This is a genomic window from Nonomuraea helvata (genome assembly GCF_039535785.1).
In the GTDB taxonomy this organism is placed as follows: domain Bacteria; phylum Actinomycetota; class Actinomycetes; order Streptosporangiales; family Streptosporangiaceae; genus Nonomuraea; species Nonomuraea helvata.
The window spans coordinates 742,742-760,621 of the sequence record NZ_BAAAXV010000008.1 but is presented as its reverse complement, the minus strand read 5'-3'; the positions used below and the strand labels follow the sequence as shown (position 1 = coordinate 760,621).

16 protein-coding genes are annotated in these 17,880 nt (G+C 70.2%); 2 read left to right on the top strand and 14 right to left on the bottom strand.

What is annotated here, in order from left to right; all coding sequences use genetic code 11:
* Window positions 1-43 precede the first annotated feature (43 nt).
* From ABD830_RS31020 to ABD830_RS30995, 6 genes are all read right to left on the bottom strand, one after another.
* Window positions 44-958, bottom strand: coding sequence for a gluconeogenesis factor YvcK family protein (locus ABD830_RS31020; RefSeq protein WP_344996035.1), 915 nt, complete (start codon window positions 956-958; stop codon window positions 44-46).
* Between the two features lie 176 nt (window positions 959-1,134).
* Entirely contained in the window at window positions 1,135-2,001 is an 867-nt protein-coding gene (gene rapZ, locus ABD830_RS31015) for an RNase adapter RapZ (RefSeq protein ID WP_344995093.1), read from the bottom strand.
* Between the two features lie 82 nt (window positions 2,002-2,083).
* The gene (gene uvrC, locus ABD830_RS31010) at window positions 2,084-3,988 is read right to left on the bottom strand and encodes an excinuclease ABC subunit UvrC (RefSeq protein WP_344996032.1); all 1,905 of its coding nucleotides are present in this window, start codon (window positions 3,986-3,988) and stop codon (window positions 2,084-2,086) included.
* A gap of 96 nt (window positions 3,989-4,084) precedes the next feature.
* Window positions 4,085-4,519 carry a Rieske (2Fe-2S) protein gene (locus ABD830_RS31005; RefSeq protein ID WP_344995090.1) on the bottom strand — a complete coding sequence of 145 codons (435 nt, stop codon included), beginning with the start codon at window positions 4,517-4,519 and terminating at the stop codon, window positions 4,085-4,087.
* A gap of 45 nt (window positions 4,520-4,564) precedes the next feature.
* Entirely contained in the window at window positions 4,565-5,026 is a 462-nt protein-coding gene (locus ABD830_RS31000) for a Rieske (2Fe-2S) protein (RefSeq protein ID WP_344995087.1), read from the bottom strand.
* A 104-nt stretch (window positions 5,027-5,130) separates the two neighbouring features.
* Window positions 5,131-5,535 (bottom strand): Rieske (2Fe-2S) protein, encoded by a 405-nt coding sequence (locus ABD830_RS30995; RefSeq protein ID WP_344995084.1) that lies wholly within the window; start codon window positions 5,533-5,535, stop codon window positions 5,131-5,133.
* 247 nt (window positions 5,536-5,782) lie between these two features.
* On the opposite strand from ABD830_RS30995, the gene ABD830_RS30990 reads away from it, so the two are divergent.
* Entirely contained in the window at window positions 5,783-6,508 is a 726-nt protein-coding gene (locus ABD830_RS30990) for a DUF2306 domain-containing protein (RefSeq protein WP_344995081.1), read from the top strand.
* A 63-nt stretch (window positions 6,509-6,571) separates the two neighbouring features.
* On the opposite strand, the gene uvrA is transcribed toward ABD830_RS30990, so the two are convergent.
* Window positions 6,572-9,412: an excinuclease ABC subunit UvrA gene (gene uvrA, locus ABD830_RS30985; protein ID WP_344995078.1), complete on the bottom strand. Its 2,841-nt coding sequence runs from the start codon at window positions 9,410-9,412 to the stop codon at window positions 6,572-6,574.
* 600 nt (window positions 9,413-10,012) lie between these two features.
* Here uvrA and ABD830_RS30980 point away from each other — a divergent pair.
* The gene (locus ABD830_RS30980) at window positions 10,013-10,669 is read left to right on the top strand and encodes an MBL fold metallo-hydrolase (protein ID WP_344995075.1); all 657 of its coding nucleotides are present in this window, start codon (window positions 10,013-10,015) and stop codon (window positions 10,667-10,669) included.
* Window positions 10,670-10,892: 223 nt separating this feature from the next.
* Here ABD830_RS30980 and ABD830_RS30975 read toward each other — a convergent pair whose 3' ends face one another.
* The 7 genes from ABD830_RS30975 to ABD830_RS30945 all read right to left on the bottom strand — a co-directional run bounded on the left by ABD830_RS30975 (window position 10,893) and on the right by ABD830_RS30945 (window position 17,879).
* On the bottom strand, window positions 10,893-11,162 hold the full coding sequence (locus tag ABD830_RS30975) for a hypothetical protein (protein WP_344995073.1): 270 nt from the start codon (window positions 11,160-11,162) through the stop codon (window positions 10,893-10,895).
* A 53-nt stretch (window positions 11,163-11,215) separates the two neighbouring features.
* Window positions 11,216-12,043 carry a CDP-diacylglycerol--serine O-phosphatidyltransferase gene (pssA, locus tag ABD830_RS30970; RefSeq protein WP_344995070.1) on the bottom strand — a complete coding sequence of 276 codons (828 nt, stop codon included), beginning with the start codon at window positions 12,041-12,043 and terminating at the stop codon, window positions 11,216-11,218.
* A complete protein-coding gene (locus ABD830_RS30965; RefSeq protein ID WP_344995067.1) occupies window positions 12,030-12,671 on the bottom strand; it encodes a phosphatidylserine decarboxylase in 642 nt (213 codons plus the stop codon). The genes pssA and ABD830_RS30965 overlap by 14 nt, the downstream gene beginning before the upstream one ends.
* Before the next feature lie 108 nt (window positions 12,672-12,779).
* Complete coding sequence (locus ABD830_RS30960; protein ID WP_344995063.1) at window positions 12,780-13,763, bottom strand: TerC family protein; 984 nt, start codon at window positions 13,761-13,763, stop codon at window positions 12,780-12,782.
* A gap of 181 nt (window positions 13,764-13,944) precedes the next feature.
* On the bottom strand, window positions 13,945-15,102 hold the full coding sequence (locus ABD830_RS30955; RefSeq protein WP_344995060.1) for a glycosyltransferase family 4 protein: 1,158 nt from the start codon (window positions 15,100-15,102) through the stop codon (window positions 13,945-13,947).
* A 73-nt stretch (window positions 15,103-15,175) separates the two neighbouring features.
* Entirely contained in the window at window positions 15,176-16,903 is a 1,728-nt protein-coding gene (murJ, locus tag ABD830_RS30950) for a murein biosynthesis integral membrane protein MurJ (protein ID WP_378520788.1), read from the bottom strand.
* Window positions 16,904-17,015: 112 nt separating this feature from the next.
* Window positions 17,016-17,879 (bottom strand): hypothetical protein, encoded by an 864-nt coding sequence (locus ABD830_RS30945; RefSeq protein WP_344995054.1) that lies wholly within the window; start codon window positions 17,877-17,879, stop codon window positions 17,016-17,018.
* Between the last annotated feature and the right edge of the window lies 1 nt (window position 17,880).

The following is a 17,880-nucleotide window of genomic DNA, read 5'->3' as shown; positions in this document are numbered from 1 at the left end:
GCTCTCAGCAGTCTCTCGCACCTTCGCACCGCCCCGGCCAGGATCAACGCTTCTGGAGGAAAATCTCGTCCAGGACGGAGGCAAGACGTCGTGGGTCATGCCTCGGGGAGCCGTCGGCGGCGGCCACGTCGGCCATCACGAGCCGAGCGCCGAGCGCGCCGGCGGCCTTCTCCAGCGCGCCCGGGTCGTCCACCACCCCGGTGTCGGCGAGCACGACGTCGATCGCCAGGTCAGGCGCGTGCTGTCTGAGCACCTCCAGGTGTTGCTGAGGGGAGAAGTCATCGGTCTCGCCCGGCTGGGGCGCCAGGTTGAGCGTGACGAGCCGCTTGGCCTTGGTCGCGTGCAGGGCCCTCGCGAGCTCGGGCACCTTGAGGTGGGGCAGCACGCTGGTGAACCACGACCCCGGCCCGAACACCAACCAGTCGCTGTCCAGCACCGCCTCGACCGCCTCGGGCCGCGCGGGCGGGTCCTCGGGCACGAGGGAGATCGCCTGCACGCGTCCGGGCGTCAGCGCGCAGGCCACCTGCCCGCGCACGATCGAGATGACGCCGTCGAGCTCGACCTCGGCGACGATGTCGAGCGGCACCGACGCCATCGGCAGCACGCGGCCGTGCGCGCCCAGCAGCCGGCCGACCCAGTCGAGCCCGGCCACGGGGTCGCCGAGCAGCTCCCACAGGGCGACGATGAGCAGGTTGCCGACGGCGTGCCCGTGCAGCTCGCCCTCGCTGCGGAAGCGGTGCTGCACGACCTCGCTCCACGTGCTGCCCCACTCGTCGTCGCCGCACAGTGCGGCGAGCGCCATCCGCAGGTCGCCGGGTGGCAGCACGCCGAGCTCGCGCCGCAGCCGCCCGCTGGACCCGCCGTCGTCGGCGACGGTCACCACGGCCGTCAGCCGGTCGGTCACCATCCTTAACGCGGACAGGGACGCGTAGAGCCCGTGCCCGCCGCCCAGCGCCACGACGTGCGGCCCGAACCCCGGGAACCCCTTCGGGGCCGGCTCACCCTCTCCCGGCTCCGGACTCTCCTCAGCCGGACGCGAAAGCCGCACCGGGCACACGCCAGCACCGGCCTCCGCCGCGGCCGGACGCCCCTCTACCGGATCCGGTGAACCCGCCGCTGCGCCGCCTTCATCGGTCACTCCCGCCCCACATCCCGATGGCTCACCTGGACCTCCATGTCGCGGTCATGCAGGCGGGCGGCGATCTGCTCGGCCATGGCCACGCTGCGGTGCTTGCCTCCCGTGCAGCCCACCGCCAGCGTGGCGTAGCTCTTGCCCTCGCGGGCGTATCCGGCGACGACCACCCGCAGGACCTCCTCGTACGCGTCGAGGAACTCCTTGGCCCCCGGCTGCCCCAGCACGTAGTCGCTCACCGGCGACTCGAGCCCGGTCATCGGCCGCAGCTCGGGCACCCAGTGCGGGTTGGGCAGGAACCGGCAGTCGACCACGAGGTCGGCGTCCACCGGCAGGCCGTACTTGAACCCGAAGGACACGATGTTGAGCCGCAGCCCCGGCCGGTCCTCACCGCCGAAGTACGCGACGATCTTGTTACGCAGGTCGTGGACGTTGTGCGAGGAGGTGTCGATCACCAGGTCGGCATTGGCCCTGACCTCCCGCAGGATGCCCCGCTCGCGGGTGATCCCGTCGACGAGCCGCCCCTCGCCCTGGAGGGGGTGCGGCCTGCGGACGTTCTCGAACCTGCGCACCAGCTCCTCGTCGCTGGCCTCGAGGAACACGACCCGGACCCGCACGCCGCGCCCTTCGAGCTCCTCGATGGCGGCGTTGAGGTCGGTGGTGAAGGCCAGGCTGCGGACGTCCACGACGGCCGCCACCTTGTCGGCGGCCAGCTTGACCTTGCCCGCCTCCTCCGCCATCGCGAACAGCAGCCCGGGCGGCAGGTTGTCGATGACGAACCAGCCCAGGTCCTCGAGCGCTTTGGCGGCTGTGCTGCGCCCCGCCCCTGACATGCCGGTGACGATGACGAACGCCGGCTCCGTGCTCATTTCCTCTCTCCGTCCCGCGCGCCCTGGACGGGCGCACCACCATAGCGGAGGCACCCGGGCACGCCCTGGCGTCCTGGCGAGATCAAGGTGACTCTCCCTTCAGCGTCGACACGATGACCTCGGCGATGGACGGGCCGATGCCTGGAACCTCGCAGATCTCCGCGGCAGTGGCCTCGCGTAGTTTCTTCACGGAGCCGAAGTGCTTGAGCAGCGCCTGCCGGCGAGCCGGCCCGAGGCCCGGCACGCTGTCGAGCGCGCTCTCCTTCACCGTCTTGGACCTCTTGGACCGATGGTAGGTGATGGCGAACCTGTGTGCTTCGTCCCGCACGCGTTGCAGCAGGTAGAGACCTTCACTTGAACGAGGCATGATCACCGGCTGGTCGTCGCCGGGCAGCCACACCTCCTCCAGCCGCTTGGCCAGTCCGCACACCGACACGTCATCGATGCCGAGTTCGTCGAGCGCCCGCTGCGCGGCGGCCGCCTGGGGACCCGCGCCGTCGACGACGACGAGGTTGGGCGGATAGGCGAACTTGCGCGGCTTGCCCGTCTCGGGGTCGATGGGGCCGTGGCCGCTGTCGTCGTCAGCGGCCAGCTCGCCGGTGGCCGAGCGCTCCTCGAGGTAGCGGCGGAACCGCCGCGTGATCACCTCGTGGATCGACGCGACGTCGCCCTCCTTGCTCTTGACGGCGAAGCGCCGGTATTCGCTCTTGCGCGCCAGGCCGTCCTCGAAGACCACCATCGACGCCACGACGTTCTCGCCCTGCAGGTGGGAGACGTCAAAGCACTCGATGCGCAGCGGCGCCTGGTCGAGGTCGAGCGCGTCGGCGATCTCCTGCAGCGCCTTGCTCCGGGTGGTCAGGTCGCTGGCACGGCGGATCTTGTGCTGGGCGAGCGACTCCTTGGCGTTGCGCTCGACGGTCTCCATCAGCGCTCTCTTGTCGCCGCGCTGGGGCACGCGCACCTCGACGCGGGTGCGGCGCTGTTCGCTCAGCAGCTCGGCGACGGCCTCGCAGTCGGGCGGCAGCGCGGGCACGAGGACCTCGCGCGGCATCGCGTCGGGGCTCGCCTCGGCGTACATCTGGAGGAGGAACTGCTCGACCAGCGCGCCGGGCGAGGTCTCCTCGACCTTGTCGACCACCCATCCGCGCTGGCCGCGGATGCGGCCGCCGCGCACGTAGAAGACCTGGACGGCGGCTTCGAGCGGGTCCTCGGCCAGCGCGATCACGTCGGCGTCGGTGCCCTCGCCGAGCACCACGGCCTGCTTCTCCAGCGCCCGCTGCAGCGCCTGGATGTCGTCGCGGAGCCGGGCCGCGCGCTCGTACTCCTGCTCCGAGGCCGCGTCGCGCATGTCCTTCTCGAGGCGCTTGATGAAGCGGCTGGTGTTGCCCGCCATGAAGTCGCAGAAGTCCTCGGCCAGCTCCCGGTGCTCCTCCGGGGTGACCCGGCCGACGCAGGGCGCCGAGCACTTGTCGATGTAGCCGAGCAGGCACGGGCGGCCGATCTGGCCGGCCCGCTTGAACACCCCCGCGCTGCACGTGCGCACCGGGAAGACCCGCAGCAGCAGGTCGACGGTCTCGCGGATGGCCCACGCGTGCGAGTAGGGGCCGAAGTAACGCGTGCCCTTGCGCTTGGCCCCGCGCATGACCTGCACGCGCGGGAAGTCCTCGCCCATGGTGACCGCGAGATAGGGGTACGACTTGTCGTCGCGGTATTTCACGTTGAAGCGCGGGTCGAACTCCTTGATCCAGGAGTATTCGAGCTGCAGCGCCTCGACCTCGGTGCCGACGACGGTCCAGTCGACGTCCGCGGCCGTGGTCAGCATCGACTGGGTGCGCGGGTGGAGCGCGGAGAAGTCGGCGAAGTAGGAGTTGAGCCGCTGGCGCAGGCTCTTGGCCTTGCCGACGTAGATCACCCGGCCGTGCGCGTCCCTGAACCGGTAGACCCCGGGGGAATCGGGGATCGAACCCGGCTTGGGCCGGAAACTCAAGGGGCTGCCCGCTGATCTCGCCACGTTCAAAGCCTAGTAGCCCCCACCGACAAGGTGGCCCGCCGCGCTTCCCAGCGGCGCGACGGGCCTGCCCGGCTACGCGAGCGTGATCTGGTCGCCCTCAACCTTGATCTGCTGCGCGGGCAGCGGTTTGTCGGCCGGCCCGTGCTTGACCGAGCCGTCCGCGATGGCGAACTTGCTGCCATGGCACGGGCAGACGATCACACCGTCCGAGACGTTGCCGACCGTGCATCCGTTGTGCGTGCACACGGCGCTGAACGCCTTGAACTCACCCGACGTGGGCTGGGTGACCACGATCTTCTGATCCTTGAAGACCGTGCCGCCGCCGACGGGGATGTCGGCGGTCTTGGCCAGCGTGCCACCGGCCAGTGCGCCGGACTGCGACGCGCTCCCGCCGGCCGCGGGCTGTGTGGTTTCTGCGCTGCCGCCGCAGGCGGTGAGCGCCAGCGCCAGGCCGCCCGCTCCGACACCGGCGATCACCGTACGGCGACTCTGAAGGTCATCTCCCATGTGCTCACCCAACCGCATGCAGGTGAGAAATTCATGAGACACGGCCTATGCGAGCCGGATCTTGTCACCGTCGACGGTTATCTTCTTCTCCGCCAGCGGCTCACTGGCCGGCCCGTTCGCGACGGAGCCGTCGTTGATGTTGAACTTGCTGCCGTGACACGGGCAGTTGATCGTCTTGTTGGAGACGCTGGCCACCGTGCAGCCCGCGTGGGTGCAGACCGCCGTGAACGCCTTGAACTCGCCCGCGCTCGGCTGCGTGACCACGATCTTCTCGTTCTCGAAGACCTTCCCGCCGCCCTCGGGGATGTCCGCGGTGTCGGCCAGCGCCTTGCTCTTCGAGGCCGTCTTCTTTTTCTTCGGTGCCGACGACTCCGAGGGCTGCTCCGCCGGCGGCTCCGCACTCGCCTCCGTCGTCGGCGAACCGTAGCTCGCACATGCCGTCAGAACCGCCGCGAGCCCGGCGCCTCCTGCGCCCAGGACCACCGTCCGGCGCGTCTTATCCGTCATCGTGCGTTCCTCCCAGATTGGCTTTCACTTCAGGTACGGCCGGCGCCCTCGCACCGGTTCAGCGTGCCCGAGCCCAATCCGGTTCTCTACGCATAAGTACGCCTTCAGGCGACCACGATGCCGTCGCCTTCGACCTTGACCTTGTAGGAGGCCAGCGGGGCGGTGGCGGGTCCCTTGGTGGCCTTGCCGCTGTCGGCGGAGAACTCGCTGCCGTGGCAGGCGCACCGGATGACGTTCTCCTTGGGGGCGCCGACCGCGCAGCCCTTGTGCGTGCACACCGAGCTGAACGCCTTGTAGACGCCCTGTGTGGGCTGCGTCACCACGACCTGCAGGTCCTCGATCACCGTGCCCCCGCCCACGGGCACGTCGGCCGTCTTGGCGATGACCTTGCCCTTGAGGCTCGGCTGGGCCTTGGTCTCTCCCCCGCCGCACCCGGCCAGCGCCAGCCCGCACACCGAGATCCCGGCCGCCCCCAGCACCTCGCGCCGCCCCAAACCGTTTTCAGGCATGGCTCCGCCCCGCTCCTTCACCGTCATGATGTGCCGACCTTCCGCGTCGCCGCTGACCCCCTGCAGGCCAGGCCGTTACCGATGCTCAACTTTATTGGCGGCACCCCTCGGTCCGGTTACCGGGTCGCGGGCCGCAGGATCGCCGCCACGTGCGGACCACGGGATCGGCCCACAGATCGGCTCGCCGGTGAGAGCGTGGTCAGCGAGCGGTAGGCGGACGGTCAGCGGCGGGGCCGACGCTGACCATATGACTCTTACGACAGAACGCCCGCCTGTCTCCCCGTCCAAGCCTCGCTGGTGGCGGCGGCCGTGGGTGGCTCCACTGGCGGTGGTGTCGGCCGTGTTCGTCGCGTACTCACTGCCGCCGTACCTCTCCCTGGACCCGGCCCAGTCCCGAGTGCCGGCTCCGGACTTCTTCCCGCCGCACTTCGTGGTGCTCTCCCTGCACGTGATCTTCGGCTCGACCGCGATGATCACGTGCTGCCTGCAGATCTGGCCGTGGTTCCGGGGACGCTATCCGCGCGCGCACCGGATCATCGGCCGGGTGTACGTCTTCGGCGGCTGCGTCCCGAGCGGCCTGCTGGCGCTGGTGGTCAGCGTGACCACCCCGTATTTCGGCCCGGCGACGGCGGCCAGCGGAGTCGTGCTGGCGCCCCTCTGGGTGGGCTGCACGCTGGCAGGCTGGCGGATGGCCAGGCAGCGCAGGTTCGTCGACCACCGCCGATGGATGATCCGCAGCTTCGCCCTGACCATGTCCATCGTCACGAACCGCATCTGGGCCGCCGTGTTCGTCATCACCCTGTCGCCGCAGCTCGACACGGCCTTCCACGGCGACCAGGCGTTCCTGGTGAGCACCGCGGCGGCGATGAGCGCGTGGCTGGGCTGGGTGCTGCCGCTGCTGGTGGCCGAGTGGTGGCTGGAACGCGGCGACGCCGCCAAACGCCGCGCCCGCGCTCGCACCACCACCGGCTGACCACACCGTGCCCAGGCCGGCGCAGGGCGAGCCGTCACACGCCACCCAGCGGCGCGCGACGGCTCAGAAGGCCAGGATCTTCCGCAGGAAGCGCCCCGTGTGGCTCTCGTCCACCAGTGCGATCTCCTCGGGCGTCCCGCTGGCGACCAGCGTCCCGCCCCGGGAGCCGCCCTCGGGCCCCATGTCGATGATCCAGTCGGCCGTCTTGATCACATCGAGGTTGTGCTCGATGACGATCACCGTGTTGCCGCCGTCCACGAGCCGCCCGAGCACGCCCAGCAGGCGCCGGATGTCCTCGAAGTGCAGGCCGGTGGTCGGCTCGTCCAGCACGTAGATGGTCCGCCCCGTCTGCCGCCGCTGCAGCTCCGACGCGAGCTTGACCCGCTGTGCCTCACCGCCGGACAGCGTGGTGGCGGGCTGCCCGAGCCGTACGTAGCCGAGGCCCACGTCGTGGAGCGTCTGCAGGTGGCGCTTGATCGCGGGGATCGCGTCGAAGAAGCCCAGGGCCTCCTCGATCGGCATGTCGAGCACCTCGGAGATCGTCTTGCCCTTGTAGTGGACCTCCAGCGTCTCCCGGTTGTAGCGGGCGCCGTGGCAGACCTCACAGGGGACGTAGACGTCGGGGAGGAAGTTCATCTCGATCTTGATGGTGCCGTCGCCCGCGCACGCCTCGCAGCGCCCGCCCTTGACGTTGAAGCTGAAGCGCCCGGGCTGGTAGCCGCGCACCTTCGCCTCGGTCGTGGCCGCGAACAGCTTGCGGACGTGGTCGAAGACGCCGGTGTACGTGGCCGGGTTGGAACGGGGGGTGCGGCCGATCGGCGACTGGTCGACATGGACGACCTTGTCCACGTGGTCCATGCCGTTGATGCGCGAGTGCCGCCCCGGCACCGTGCGCGCGCCGTTGAGCTCCTTGGCCAGCGCGTTGTAGAGGATGTCGTTGACCAGCGTCGACTTCCCCGACCCCGACACGCCCGTGACCGCCGTGAACACGCCCAGCGGGAAGTCGATGTCGACTCCCTTGAGGTTGTGCTCGCGCGCGCCCTTGACCGTGATCTGCCGCTTCCTGTCGCGCTTGCGGCGCTTGGGCGGGATCGGGATGCTCCTGCGCCCGGACAGGTACTGGCCGGTGATCGACTCCTCGCTGGACAGGAGCTCCTGGACGGTGCCGGACACCACGACCTGGCCGCCGTGCTCGCCTGCGCCGGGGCCGATGTCGACCACCCAGTCGGCCGCCGCGATCGTGTCCTCGTCGTGCTCGACCACGATCAGCGTGTTGCCCATGTCGCGCAGCCTGATCAGCGTGTCGAGCAGCCGCATGTTGTCGCGCTGGTGGAGCCCGATGGACGGCTCGTCGAGCACGTACAGGACGCCGACCAGGCCCGAGCCGATCTGCGTTGCCAGCCTGATGCGCTGGGCCTCGCCGCCCGCCAGGGTGGCGGCGGCGCGGTCCATGGTCAGGTAGTCGAGGCCGACGTCGAGCAGGAAGCCCATGCGGGCGTTGATCTCCTTGACCACCCGCTCGGCGATGTGCATGTCGCGGTCGGAGAGCTTGAGCCCGGCCAGGAACTTCGCGCACTCGCCGATCGACATGGCCGCCACCTCGGCGATCGACTTGTCCGCGACCGTGACCGCCAGCGTGACCGGCTTGAGCCGGGCACCCTTGCAGGCCGGGCAGGGGATCTCGCGCATGTAGCCCTCGAACCGCTCACGGGTCGAGTCGCTCTCCGCCTCGGCGTGCCGGCGCTGCACCCACGGGATGACGCCGTCATAGGTGGTGTAGTAGGAGCGCTGCCTGCCGTAGCGGTTGCTGTAGCGGACGTGCACCTGCTCGTCGTGCCCGTACAGCAGCGACTTCTGCGCCTTCTTCGGCAGCTTCTCCCACGGCGTGTCGAGCGTGAACCCGACCGTGTGGCCGAGTGCCTCGATCAGCCTGACGAAGTATTCGCTGGTGTGGCCGCCCGACCACGGGTGGAGCGCGCCGTCGCCGAGCGTGCGCTCGGGGTCGGGCACCACCAGGTCGGGGTCGACCTCCATCTTCGTGCCGAGGCCCGTGCACTCGGGGCAGGCGCCGAACGGTGAGTTGAAGGAGAACGAGCGCGGCTCCAGCTCCTCGAACGACAGGTCGTCATAGGGGCAGTAGAGGTGCTCGGAGTAGAAGCGCTCGCGGCCCGGGTCGTCCTCGGGCAGGTCGACGAACTCGAGCGTGATCGTGCCGCCCGACAACTGCAAGGCCGTCTCGACCGAGTCGTTGAGCCGGCGCCGCGCCGACTCCTTGACCGACAGGCGGTCGACGATGACCTCGATGTCGTGCTTCTCGTACTTCTTCAGCGTCGGCGGCTCCTCCAGCCGCACGATGGTGCCGTCGACCCTGGCCCGGGCGAAACCCTTGGTCTGCAGCTCGCGGAACAGCTCGGCGTACTCGCCCTTGCGGCCCCTGATCACCGGCGCGAGCACCTGGAAGCGGGTGCCCTCCTCCAGGTCCATCACGCGGTCGACGATCTGCTCGGGCGTCTGCCTGGCGATCGGACGCGAGCACACCGGGCAGTGGGGCTTGCCGATGCGCGCCCAGAGCAGCCGCAGGTAGTCGTAGACCTCGGTGATCGTGCCGACGGTCGAGCGGGGGTTCTTGCTGGTCGCCTTCTGGTCGATCGACACCGCGGGCGACAGGCCCTCGATGAAGTCGACGTCGGGCTTGTCCATCTGGCCGAGGAACTGGCGGGCGTACGCCGACAGCGACTCGACGTAGCGCCGCTGCCCCTCAGCGAAGATCGTGTCGAAGGCCAGGCTCGACTTGCCGGAGCCGGACAGGCCCGTGAAGACGATCAGCGAGTCTCGCGGCAGGTCGAGCGAGACGTCCTTGAGGTTGTGTTCTCGTGCACCACGCACGATCAGGCGGTCAGCCACGGCGATCCCGGAGGTCTAAAGGCGGATAGGTCCACGGGGATGGTAGACGGGGGCACCGACAATTTCGGCGGACCGTTGCCCGACCCCCGAAAATCCGTCCTACACAGACTACGGCCATCTCCCACCCCGCCAGGAGCCCTTCTGCATTCAACCAGCTGACCTGCCGCTTTATGCCGGGCCCCGGGCAGGCGTCCTCAATGATGAAATATCCAGACATAACCGTCCTACCCGCGCTGCAGGCCGAGCCGGCCTCGGCCACCGACCAGCTGCCGCTGTCCGCGACCTGCCGCGGGAGCGCCGGTCGGAGCCGGTGGAGGGCATGCGGCCGCCCGCCGCAGCACGGTGAGCGAGATCGTGCTCAAGAACACGTCCGGCCAGGCCATCGGCAGCTGGCCGCGCCTCGGTCCCGGCCCCGCGGTCGAGGGGTGCGCCCGCCGCCATGCCGGCCTGGCTGACCGGAAGATCACGTGGCGAGGGCGTTACGCTGGTGCCCGTGGGGCAGCCGTGCATGCCCGGTGGCGCCGTCCTTCCAGAGCCGCCGCCGTGGCTGACGATGCCGGCCCCCGCTGATCTGCCCGCGACGCCCCCAGAGGACTATCCATGACCTACACAGGTGACGTCCAGGTCGGCGGCCCCGCCGACGTGCGCGAGCTGCCCGCGCTCACGATCTGCAAGCTCGCCGTCGGCCCGTACGACAACAACGCCTATCTGCTGCGCTGCACCGAGACCGGCGAAGGGCTGCTGATCGACGCGGCCAACGACGCCGACCGCCTGCTCGCCCTGGTCGCCGACCAGCCGGTACGCTCGATCGTCACCACGCACCAGCACGGTGACCACTGGCAGGCTCTGGAGCAGGTGAGCAAGGTGACCGGCGCCGACACGATCGCCCACCCGCTCGACGCGCCCGCCCTCCCGGTTCGGGTGGACCGCACGGTCGAGCACGGCGACACGATCGCCTTCGGCGCGGTCACGCTCGAGGTGATCCACCTGCGCGGCCACACGCCCGGCTCGATCGCCCTGCTGTACGACGGCGGCGGGGCGGGCCGGCACCTGTTCACGGGGGACTCACTGTTCCCTGGCGGCGTGGGCAACACGTGGAAGGACTCGGAGCGCTTCACGCAGCTCTACAACGACGTGGTCGAGCGCGTCTTCGACCGTCTCCCTGACGAGACGTGGGTGTACCCGGGCCACGGCAAGGACACCACGCTGGGTGTCGAACGCCCCGCGCTGCCGGAATGGAAGGCCCGCGGCTGGTGACCCACCGTGCTCCACGGTCAAGCTGACCACGGAGCCGGCCCAGAACGCGCGTCGTCACGGCGAGCAACCCGTGAGCCTTCACGACCGGCCATGACAGAAGGCAAGGGACGTCGGCGCGTGCGGCCCACCGTGCGCAGCCGTACAAGATGAACGATCAGACGGGAGCGCTGCCCACTGTGCGCAGCCGTACAAGGTGGGAGGGTTTTCACGAAGTCACCACGGATCAGCGGCGCAGGACGTGGAGGATGCGGTCGGCGGCGAGGGCCGGGTCGTCGGCGATGCCGACGAGTTCGCCCCACGACCACCGGTAGAACCACCCCTCCGGCATCGGCACGCAGTCGATCGTCTCCGCCAGCATCACCGTCTCAGGATCACTGATGCGCAACGCGGGCGGATAGGACCGCAACGTGGCGGTCAGCCCGCGCTGCTCCAACTCCGTGGCCAGCTTGCCGAGATAGTACGTGCGCGTGTGCTCGCGCGGCGTGGCCGACATGGCTCTATCAAAGCCGAAGGAAGACCAAAGCCGAAGTAAGACGAAAAATCCCGTCAGTTGCTGATGCGCGTGGCCGCTTCCCTGCGCTGCTCCCGCTTGTAGACCAGCATGCGCAGCGGGATCGCCGCCACCAGCGCGATCTGCATGCTCGCACCGATCTTGATCGGCAGGTCGCCGCCCTCCGGCCAGGCCACCCAGACGGTCAGGAAGGCCACGTTCACCATGATCCACCCCAGGACGCCCGCCGCGAGCTGGCCCTTCGGCTTGGGGTACTCGATCCGGCTGACCATCAGCCATGCCACGCCCAGCACGGCGAGCAGGGACCAGACACTCGGCTGGAACAGCAGCACGATGGAGATCACGGTCATGGCGCCCATGGGGATGGGCAGGCCCATGAAGTCGCCGCTCTTGGTCTTGACGCAGGCGAATCTGGCCAGGCGCACGACCCCGGCCACCAGCACGGCCGCCGCGGCGGCGACCACCATCATGAACGGCACCTGATCGGTGAACCCGCCCCAGATCACGACCATGAACGCGGGCGCGAACCCGAAGCTGATGACGTCGGCCAGGTTGTCGAGCTCGGCGCCCATCGCGGAGGCACGGAAGCGCCGCGCGACGAGGCCGTCGAACAGGTCGCACGTCGCGCCGATGAGCAGCAGCACGATGGCGGTGGCGAAGTAGCTCGGATCGGGCGTGAAGCGATGACCGCCCTGGAGCTGCTGGATCGCGGAGTAGGCCAGGACGCACACGGCGAGGAAGCCGCAGACCGCGTTGCCCAGCGAGAGCGAGTCCGCGGCAGACAGGCGGAACGCCTTGCCGACCGGACCCCGAGGTTCTTCCTCCTCATCCACCTGCCAACTGCCGGCGTCAGCCGCGGTCAATTCTGGTCACCCCCGCAACCGTCTTGTCACCCACGGACACCGCGGGAGATATCCCTTCGGGAAGGTAGATGTCGACGCGCGAACCGAACCTGATGAGACCGATCCGCTCGGCCTGCGCGACCTTCGCTCCGCTGCTCACGTACCGCACGATCCTGCGCGCGACCGCGCCAGCGATCTGCACCATCTCGATGTCACCCAGCGCGGTCTCGAAATGCCACACCACGCGCTCGTTCTGGTCGCTGTCCTTGTTGAACGCCGGCAGGAACCCACCTGCCACATGCTGCACGGAGGCGACATTTCCCGCAAGAGGGGCACGGTTGACATGGACGTTCAGGGGGCTCATGAAGATCGCGACCCTGGTGCGGCCGTCCGGCCACGGGTCGATGCTCTGTACCACCCCGTCGGCGGGCGACAGGATGCGTCCCTCGCCCGGCGTGCGGTCGGGGTCACGGAAGAACCAGAGCATGCCCCCGGTGAGCGCGCTCAGCGGCGCCGCCGCGAGCGCCCATCGCCGGTCCTTGCGCGTCAGCAGCGCGGTTGCGGCCGCCGCGGCCGCCGTCGGGATGAGCCACGGGGAGACCCCGCGTGCGAGCCTGACGCGGCTCGACTTGGCAGAATCGTCTGACACGTACAACCTTTGGTGGAGACTGAATTGGGCGCTTTGCCGTGATGTTACAGAACAAGCAACTATGACACGGCGCAACTACACAAGCAAAGCGCCTCGAAGTCCTTTTCGCTAGACCTGCTCCGGGTGCGGCTCCTCCTCCTGGCGCGCGTCGATCCGCGCTTTGACCAGGCTGGCCACGGTGGTGACGACCATGGTGACACCGATGACCGTGAGCGACACCCAGATGGGGATTTCGGGCGCCCAGGAGACATGGCTGGCGTGCAACGCCTCCAATATCAGCTTAACCCCGATGAACCCGAGGATGAACGCCAAACCATAGCTGATGTAGACCAGTCGTTGGAGCAGACCGCCCAGCAGGAAGTAGAGCTGACGCAGCCCCATCAGGGCGAACGCGTTGGCCGTGAAGACGATGAAGGGGTCCTTGGTGAGCCCGAAGATGGCGGGAATCGAGTCGAGCGCGAACAGCAGGTCGGTGCTCCCGATCGCGATCATCACGATGAGCATCGGGGTCACCATGCGCCTGCCGTCGATCTTGACGGTGACCTTGGAGCCGACGTACCCCTCGGTGGTGGGGAAGGCCCTGCGCACCCACCTCAGCAGGATGTTCTCGTTGAACTCCTCTTCCTCGCCCTTGAGGTGCTGGCGGACGAGGTTGATCGCGGTGTAGACGAGGAAGGCCCCGAACAGGTAGAAGAGCCAGCTGAAGCGCTGCAGCGCCGCCGCTCCGAGCGCGATGAAGAGACCGCGCATCACGAGGGCGAGCAGGATGCCGACGAGCAGCACCTTGTGCTGGTACGCCCGTGGCACGGCGAACCTGCTCATGATGATGAAGAAGATGAAGAGGTTGTCGACGCTCAGGCTGTATTCGGTGATGTAGCCGGCGAAGAACTCGCCGGCTTTGCCGGCTCCGAACGTGACCCACAGAATCGCACCGAACACCGCGGCCAGGGCGACGTAGAACGTGACCCAGTATCCGGCCTGCCGCATGGAGAACTCTCGGGCTTCGCCGCGGTCGACGATCCAGAGGTCAATGGCGAGCACAACGAGGAGACCGCCGATCACGGCGATCCAGGCCCACATAGGTACAGTCACGTCTCAAGCCTCCGGCATGCACGACTCATTGCCGGAGGTCTCTCCCGCCCGCTTTCAACCGCGGACCGGCAGCCCCGGGGGCCCCGTGGAGTGGGGCTGCACCGTGATGACGAGGCTGTCGCGAAGGGATACTCCCCTCCCTAACCCAGGCACTATATAAGAACGCCCCGACCCGGCCTAATCATCCCTCCCGATCTTGAGCCCCGTACACGGCGAGCACGTCCTGCACCGCGTCGTCGGCGCCGGGCATCTCCCGCCCCCGCCGCTCGGCCGCCGCGGCCAGCGTTTCCGCAAGTCCCGGCGTTTCGATCAGCTCACGTACGCCTCTGCGCACCCCCTCGGCATCCCCGTACGGAACCAGAACCCCGGCATCCCCCAAAATGTCCGGAATCCCCCCTACTTTGTAGGCAATTGCCGGTGTTCCCGACATGAGCGCCTCGCGCAGGGTGAGCGGCTGGCCCTCCCAGCGGCTCGGCATCAGCAGGGCGACAGCGGCCCCGAGCAGGTCAGGCACGTCCGTCCGGTGTCCCAGGAGCAGCACGGGCAGCTTCTCGTCCTCGATCCTGCGCCGCAGCTCCTCGCGCAGCGGCCCGTCGCCCGCGATCACGAACAGCGGCTCACCGGACGGCCACGGCCCGGCGGCGACGTCGAGCAGCGTCTCGAGCCCCTTCTGCTGGGCCAGCCGGGCGACCGTCAGGAACACGGGACGCTCGCCCGCGCCCAGCTCGTCCCTGACCTCCCGAGGCGTGCGTTTCGCCGGCTCGGGCGCGGGCGCGGGCACCACGGCGGCCCGCACGTCGCTGGCGCCGAGCCGGGACATGCTTTCGCCGAGGTCCGGCGAAACCACCAGCACGTGATCGGCCCCCCGGGCCCCGATCCGCTCCAGCACCCCGTAGACGAGCCCGACGAACCCGCCGGCGGTCAGCGCGTTGTGCAGAGTGACGACCAGCCGCGCTCCACCTCGGCCCGTCTCCTCGCGAAGCCGGCCCGCCCCACCTCGCCGACCTGCCTCCTCACGAAGCCGGCCCGCCCCACCTCGCCGACCCAGCTTCGCGAGCGCGGCCAGTGCCCCGGCCCTCAGCCCGTGAGCGTGCACGACGTCGGCGTCCCGGGTCAGCCGCCTGACGGCCAGGACCGCGCGCAGGTCGTTCACCGGGTGCGGCCGGTCCGACACGGCCACCTCCACGAAACGGGCCCCCGCGCGGGCGTAGGAGAACTTCTCCTCGACACTGCGCGGCCCGATGACGGCCACCTGGTGCCCCCGCCGCACCAGCCCTTCAACCAGCATCAGGACATGCCGCCCGGTGCCCCCGGACGTGGTGCCCAGCACGAAAGCCACCCGCACAACCGCTCCTAACGTGGTCTCAGACCCGTCTTCACGTGGTCTCCAACCGGAGCCCACCCGCGCTTACCTACTCGGCCCCGTCACCCTCGCTCGACCCTGTCGCAGCTCCGCCCCGCCGTACGAGCCCCGCCACAGTGGCGGCGTCGGCCCTGTCCACGACGGCCACGACCGCCGCGCCCACCACCAGCGCCACGACAGCGGCCAGCACGGCGGCCCCCACATTCGGCCAGATGCCACTCGCCCCCAGCAGCCCCACGACGCCGGCCCCCGCCAGGTACCCCAGGAGCCCGCCGCCAAGCGCCGCGCCGACGGCCCGGGGCAGCCCCGCCACGGCCCCGCTCCCCCGGGCGCGGACCACCGAGCCGAGCAGCAGCATCCCGCCCACACTCATCCCGACGCTCATGCCGAGCGCCATCCCCCCGATCCGCCATCCCTCGGGCAGCGCCAGCGCGAACACCACCTGCCCGGCCATCGCGACCACCCACCCCGTCACGGTCCCGGTGGCGGCCGCCCGGCCGCGCCCGACCGCGTACAGGACGCGGCTCAGGTGCGCGATGAGCCCGTATCCCACCAGCCCCGGCGCGAACAGCGCGATGGCGCGGGCCAGCTCGGCCGGCGACAGCACGTCGGATTTGGAGCCCAGGAACACCACGGCGCCGGGCGAGGAGGCGGCGGCCAGCACGCCGGCCGCCAGCCCGGACACCAGCACCACGGCCCGCGTGGTGCGCGCCGCCAGCTCGGAGAACGCCCGCGGCTCGCCTGCCAGCGCGGCCAGCCGGGGAAAGGCGCTGGTGGCGATGGGCACGGCCAGCACCGCGTACGGCACCAGGTAGATCGCCCACGCGTAGTTGTAGACGGCGAGGGCGCCGTTGCCGACCGTTCTGTTCGCCAGCAGCACCACCACGATCATGGCGGCCTGCTGGGCGAGGAGCGCCGCGATGCCGGCCATGGCGAGCCTGCGCACCTGGACGGCCACCCCGTCGGGGAACCTCAAGGTGGGCCGCCACCGCAGCCCCAGCCGGCTCGTGGGCCCGATCACGGCCAGCACCAGCGACAGCACCCCCAGACTGGTGCCTACCGACAGTGCCAGCTCGGCAGGCCCGGGCACCTTGGCGGGATCGGTCACCCCGCCGCTGAGCGGCACGAACAGCAGGTAGGCCACGATGACCACGATGCTGGACACGAGAGGCGCGACCGCGGGCCCGGCAAAGCGCTTGTGCGCCTGCAGCACGCCGTAGAGCACGACGGCTACGCCGTACAGGGGGATCTGGGGGGCGAAGACGACCAGCATCCGGGCGGCGACGGCCGTCACCGCCCCGGTGTCCGTGCACTGGTCGATGGTCGCGCCGAAGAACAACCCGATGATCGGCCCGGCCAGCAGCGCGGTGAGCACGGCCAGCGGGACGAGCACGACGACCACCCAGGTCAGCAGCGCCGAGCTGATCCACCCGACCCGCTCACCGGCGCGACTCACCCCCGGGCCCTCTCCGGGCAGACCAGCGGCCTCCTCAGCTGGGCGACGACCGATGCCGCCCGGAGCCGACGCCTGCCTGCCGGACGGGCCGGCACCGCTGAAGGGCTGCGCACCCGGCGCCCGGGCGGCGGCTCCCGCGAGCACCGGGACCACCATCCCCGCCAGAGCCCCGCCGACGACCACCTCGAAGACGATGTTGGGGATCTGGTTGGCCGTCATGTAGGCCGTGGCCAGGCAGTTGGTCCCCACCGTCTGCGCGAAGGCGTACTGCTTGGCGAAGCCCGCGATGCGCGCCAGCACTGTGATGGCCCCGATGAGCATGGCGCCGCCCGCGACCCCTCGCGCCGTCACCACAGCCACCAGGCCTCCCCAGCCCCGCTCCCGACCAAGCTGACGCAGAACATCCTGGCAGGCCGTACCGACAAACGCGGGCTCACACAGGCTGGGCGGGACGGCGGCCGAGCATGTCGAGGCGGTTGAGCACGGGGTTGCCCGCGATGACCTTGGTGAAGCTGATCTTCTCCGCGGCGGCGGTCAGCGCCACGACGGTGCCCAGCAGGACGTACCGGCCGGGCCTGCCCAGCTTGGTGACGGCGGCGAGCCCGAGCAGGGCGCCCAGGGCGTTGGCGCCGACGTCGCCGAGCATGGCGCGCTCGCCGAGGTCCTCGGGCAGCAGCGCCGCGGCGGCGCCCAGCGGCACGGCGGCCAGCGCGGCGGCGGCGGGCTCGTCGCGGAAGAGGGAGGCGGCCAGCAGTGGCCCGCCGGTCAGCAGAGCGACCTTGATGGCGCGGCCGGGGCGCAGGTCGAAGAGGTTGGCGAGGTTCGCGGCGCCGGCGATGGTGGCGCCGTTGACCAGGATGTCGGCCGGCCCCTGGGAGACGAGGGCGGCCGCGCCGAGCCCGGTGGCGCCGATGCCGAGGATCTTGACGGCGCCGCTGGTGACCTCGCCGCGGGCGAGCGCGGTCAGGTGGCCCTTGAACCCTTTGGAGGACGTGGTGCCGTACAGGTCGTCGTACGCGCCGAGCGCGGCGCTGCCCCCGCCCGCGACGAGCGCGGCCAGGCGCAGGCGCCCCGGCAGGCCGGGCGTGAGCGCCGCCGCCGCGCCTGCCCCCGCGGCGAACGCGGGGCCTTCGAGCAGCGTGATGGGCTCGCCGCGGTGGTTCTTGCGCGTCCAGCGGCCGGTCAGGTCGGCCGGGCGGTTGCCGGTGAACGCGGTGTAGGCGACGCGGGCGGCCACGGCGCCGATCGCGGCACCGGCGAGCGCGTAGAGCAGGCCACGGACCCGGGTGGCAGGCATG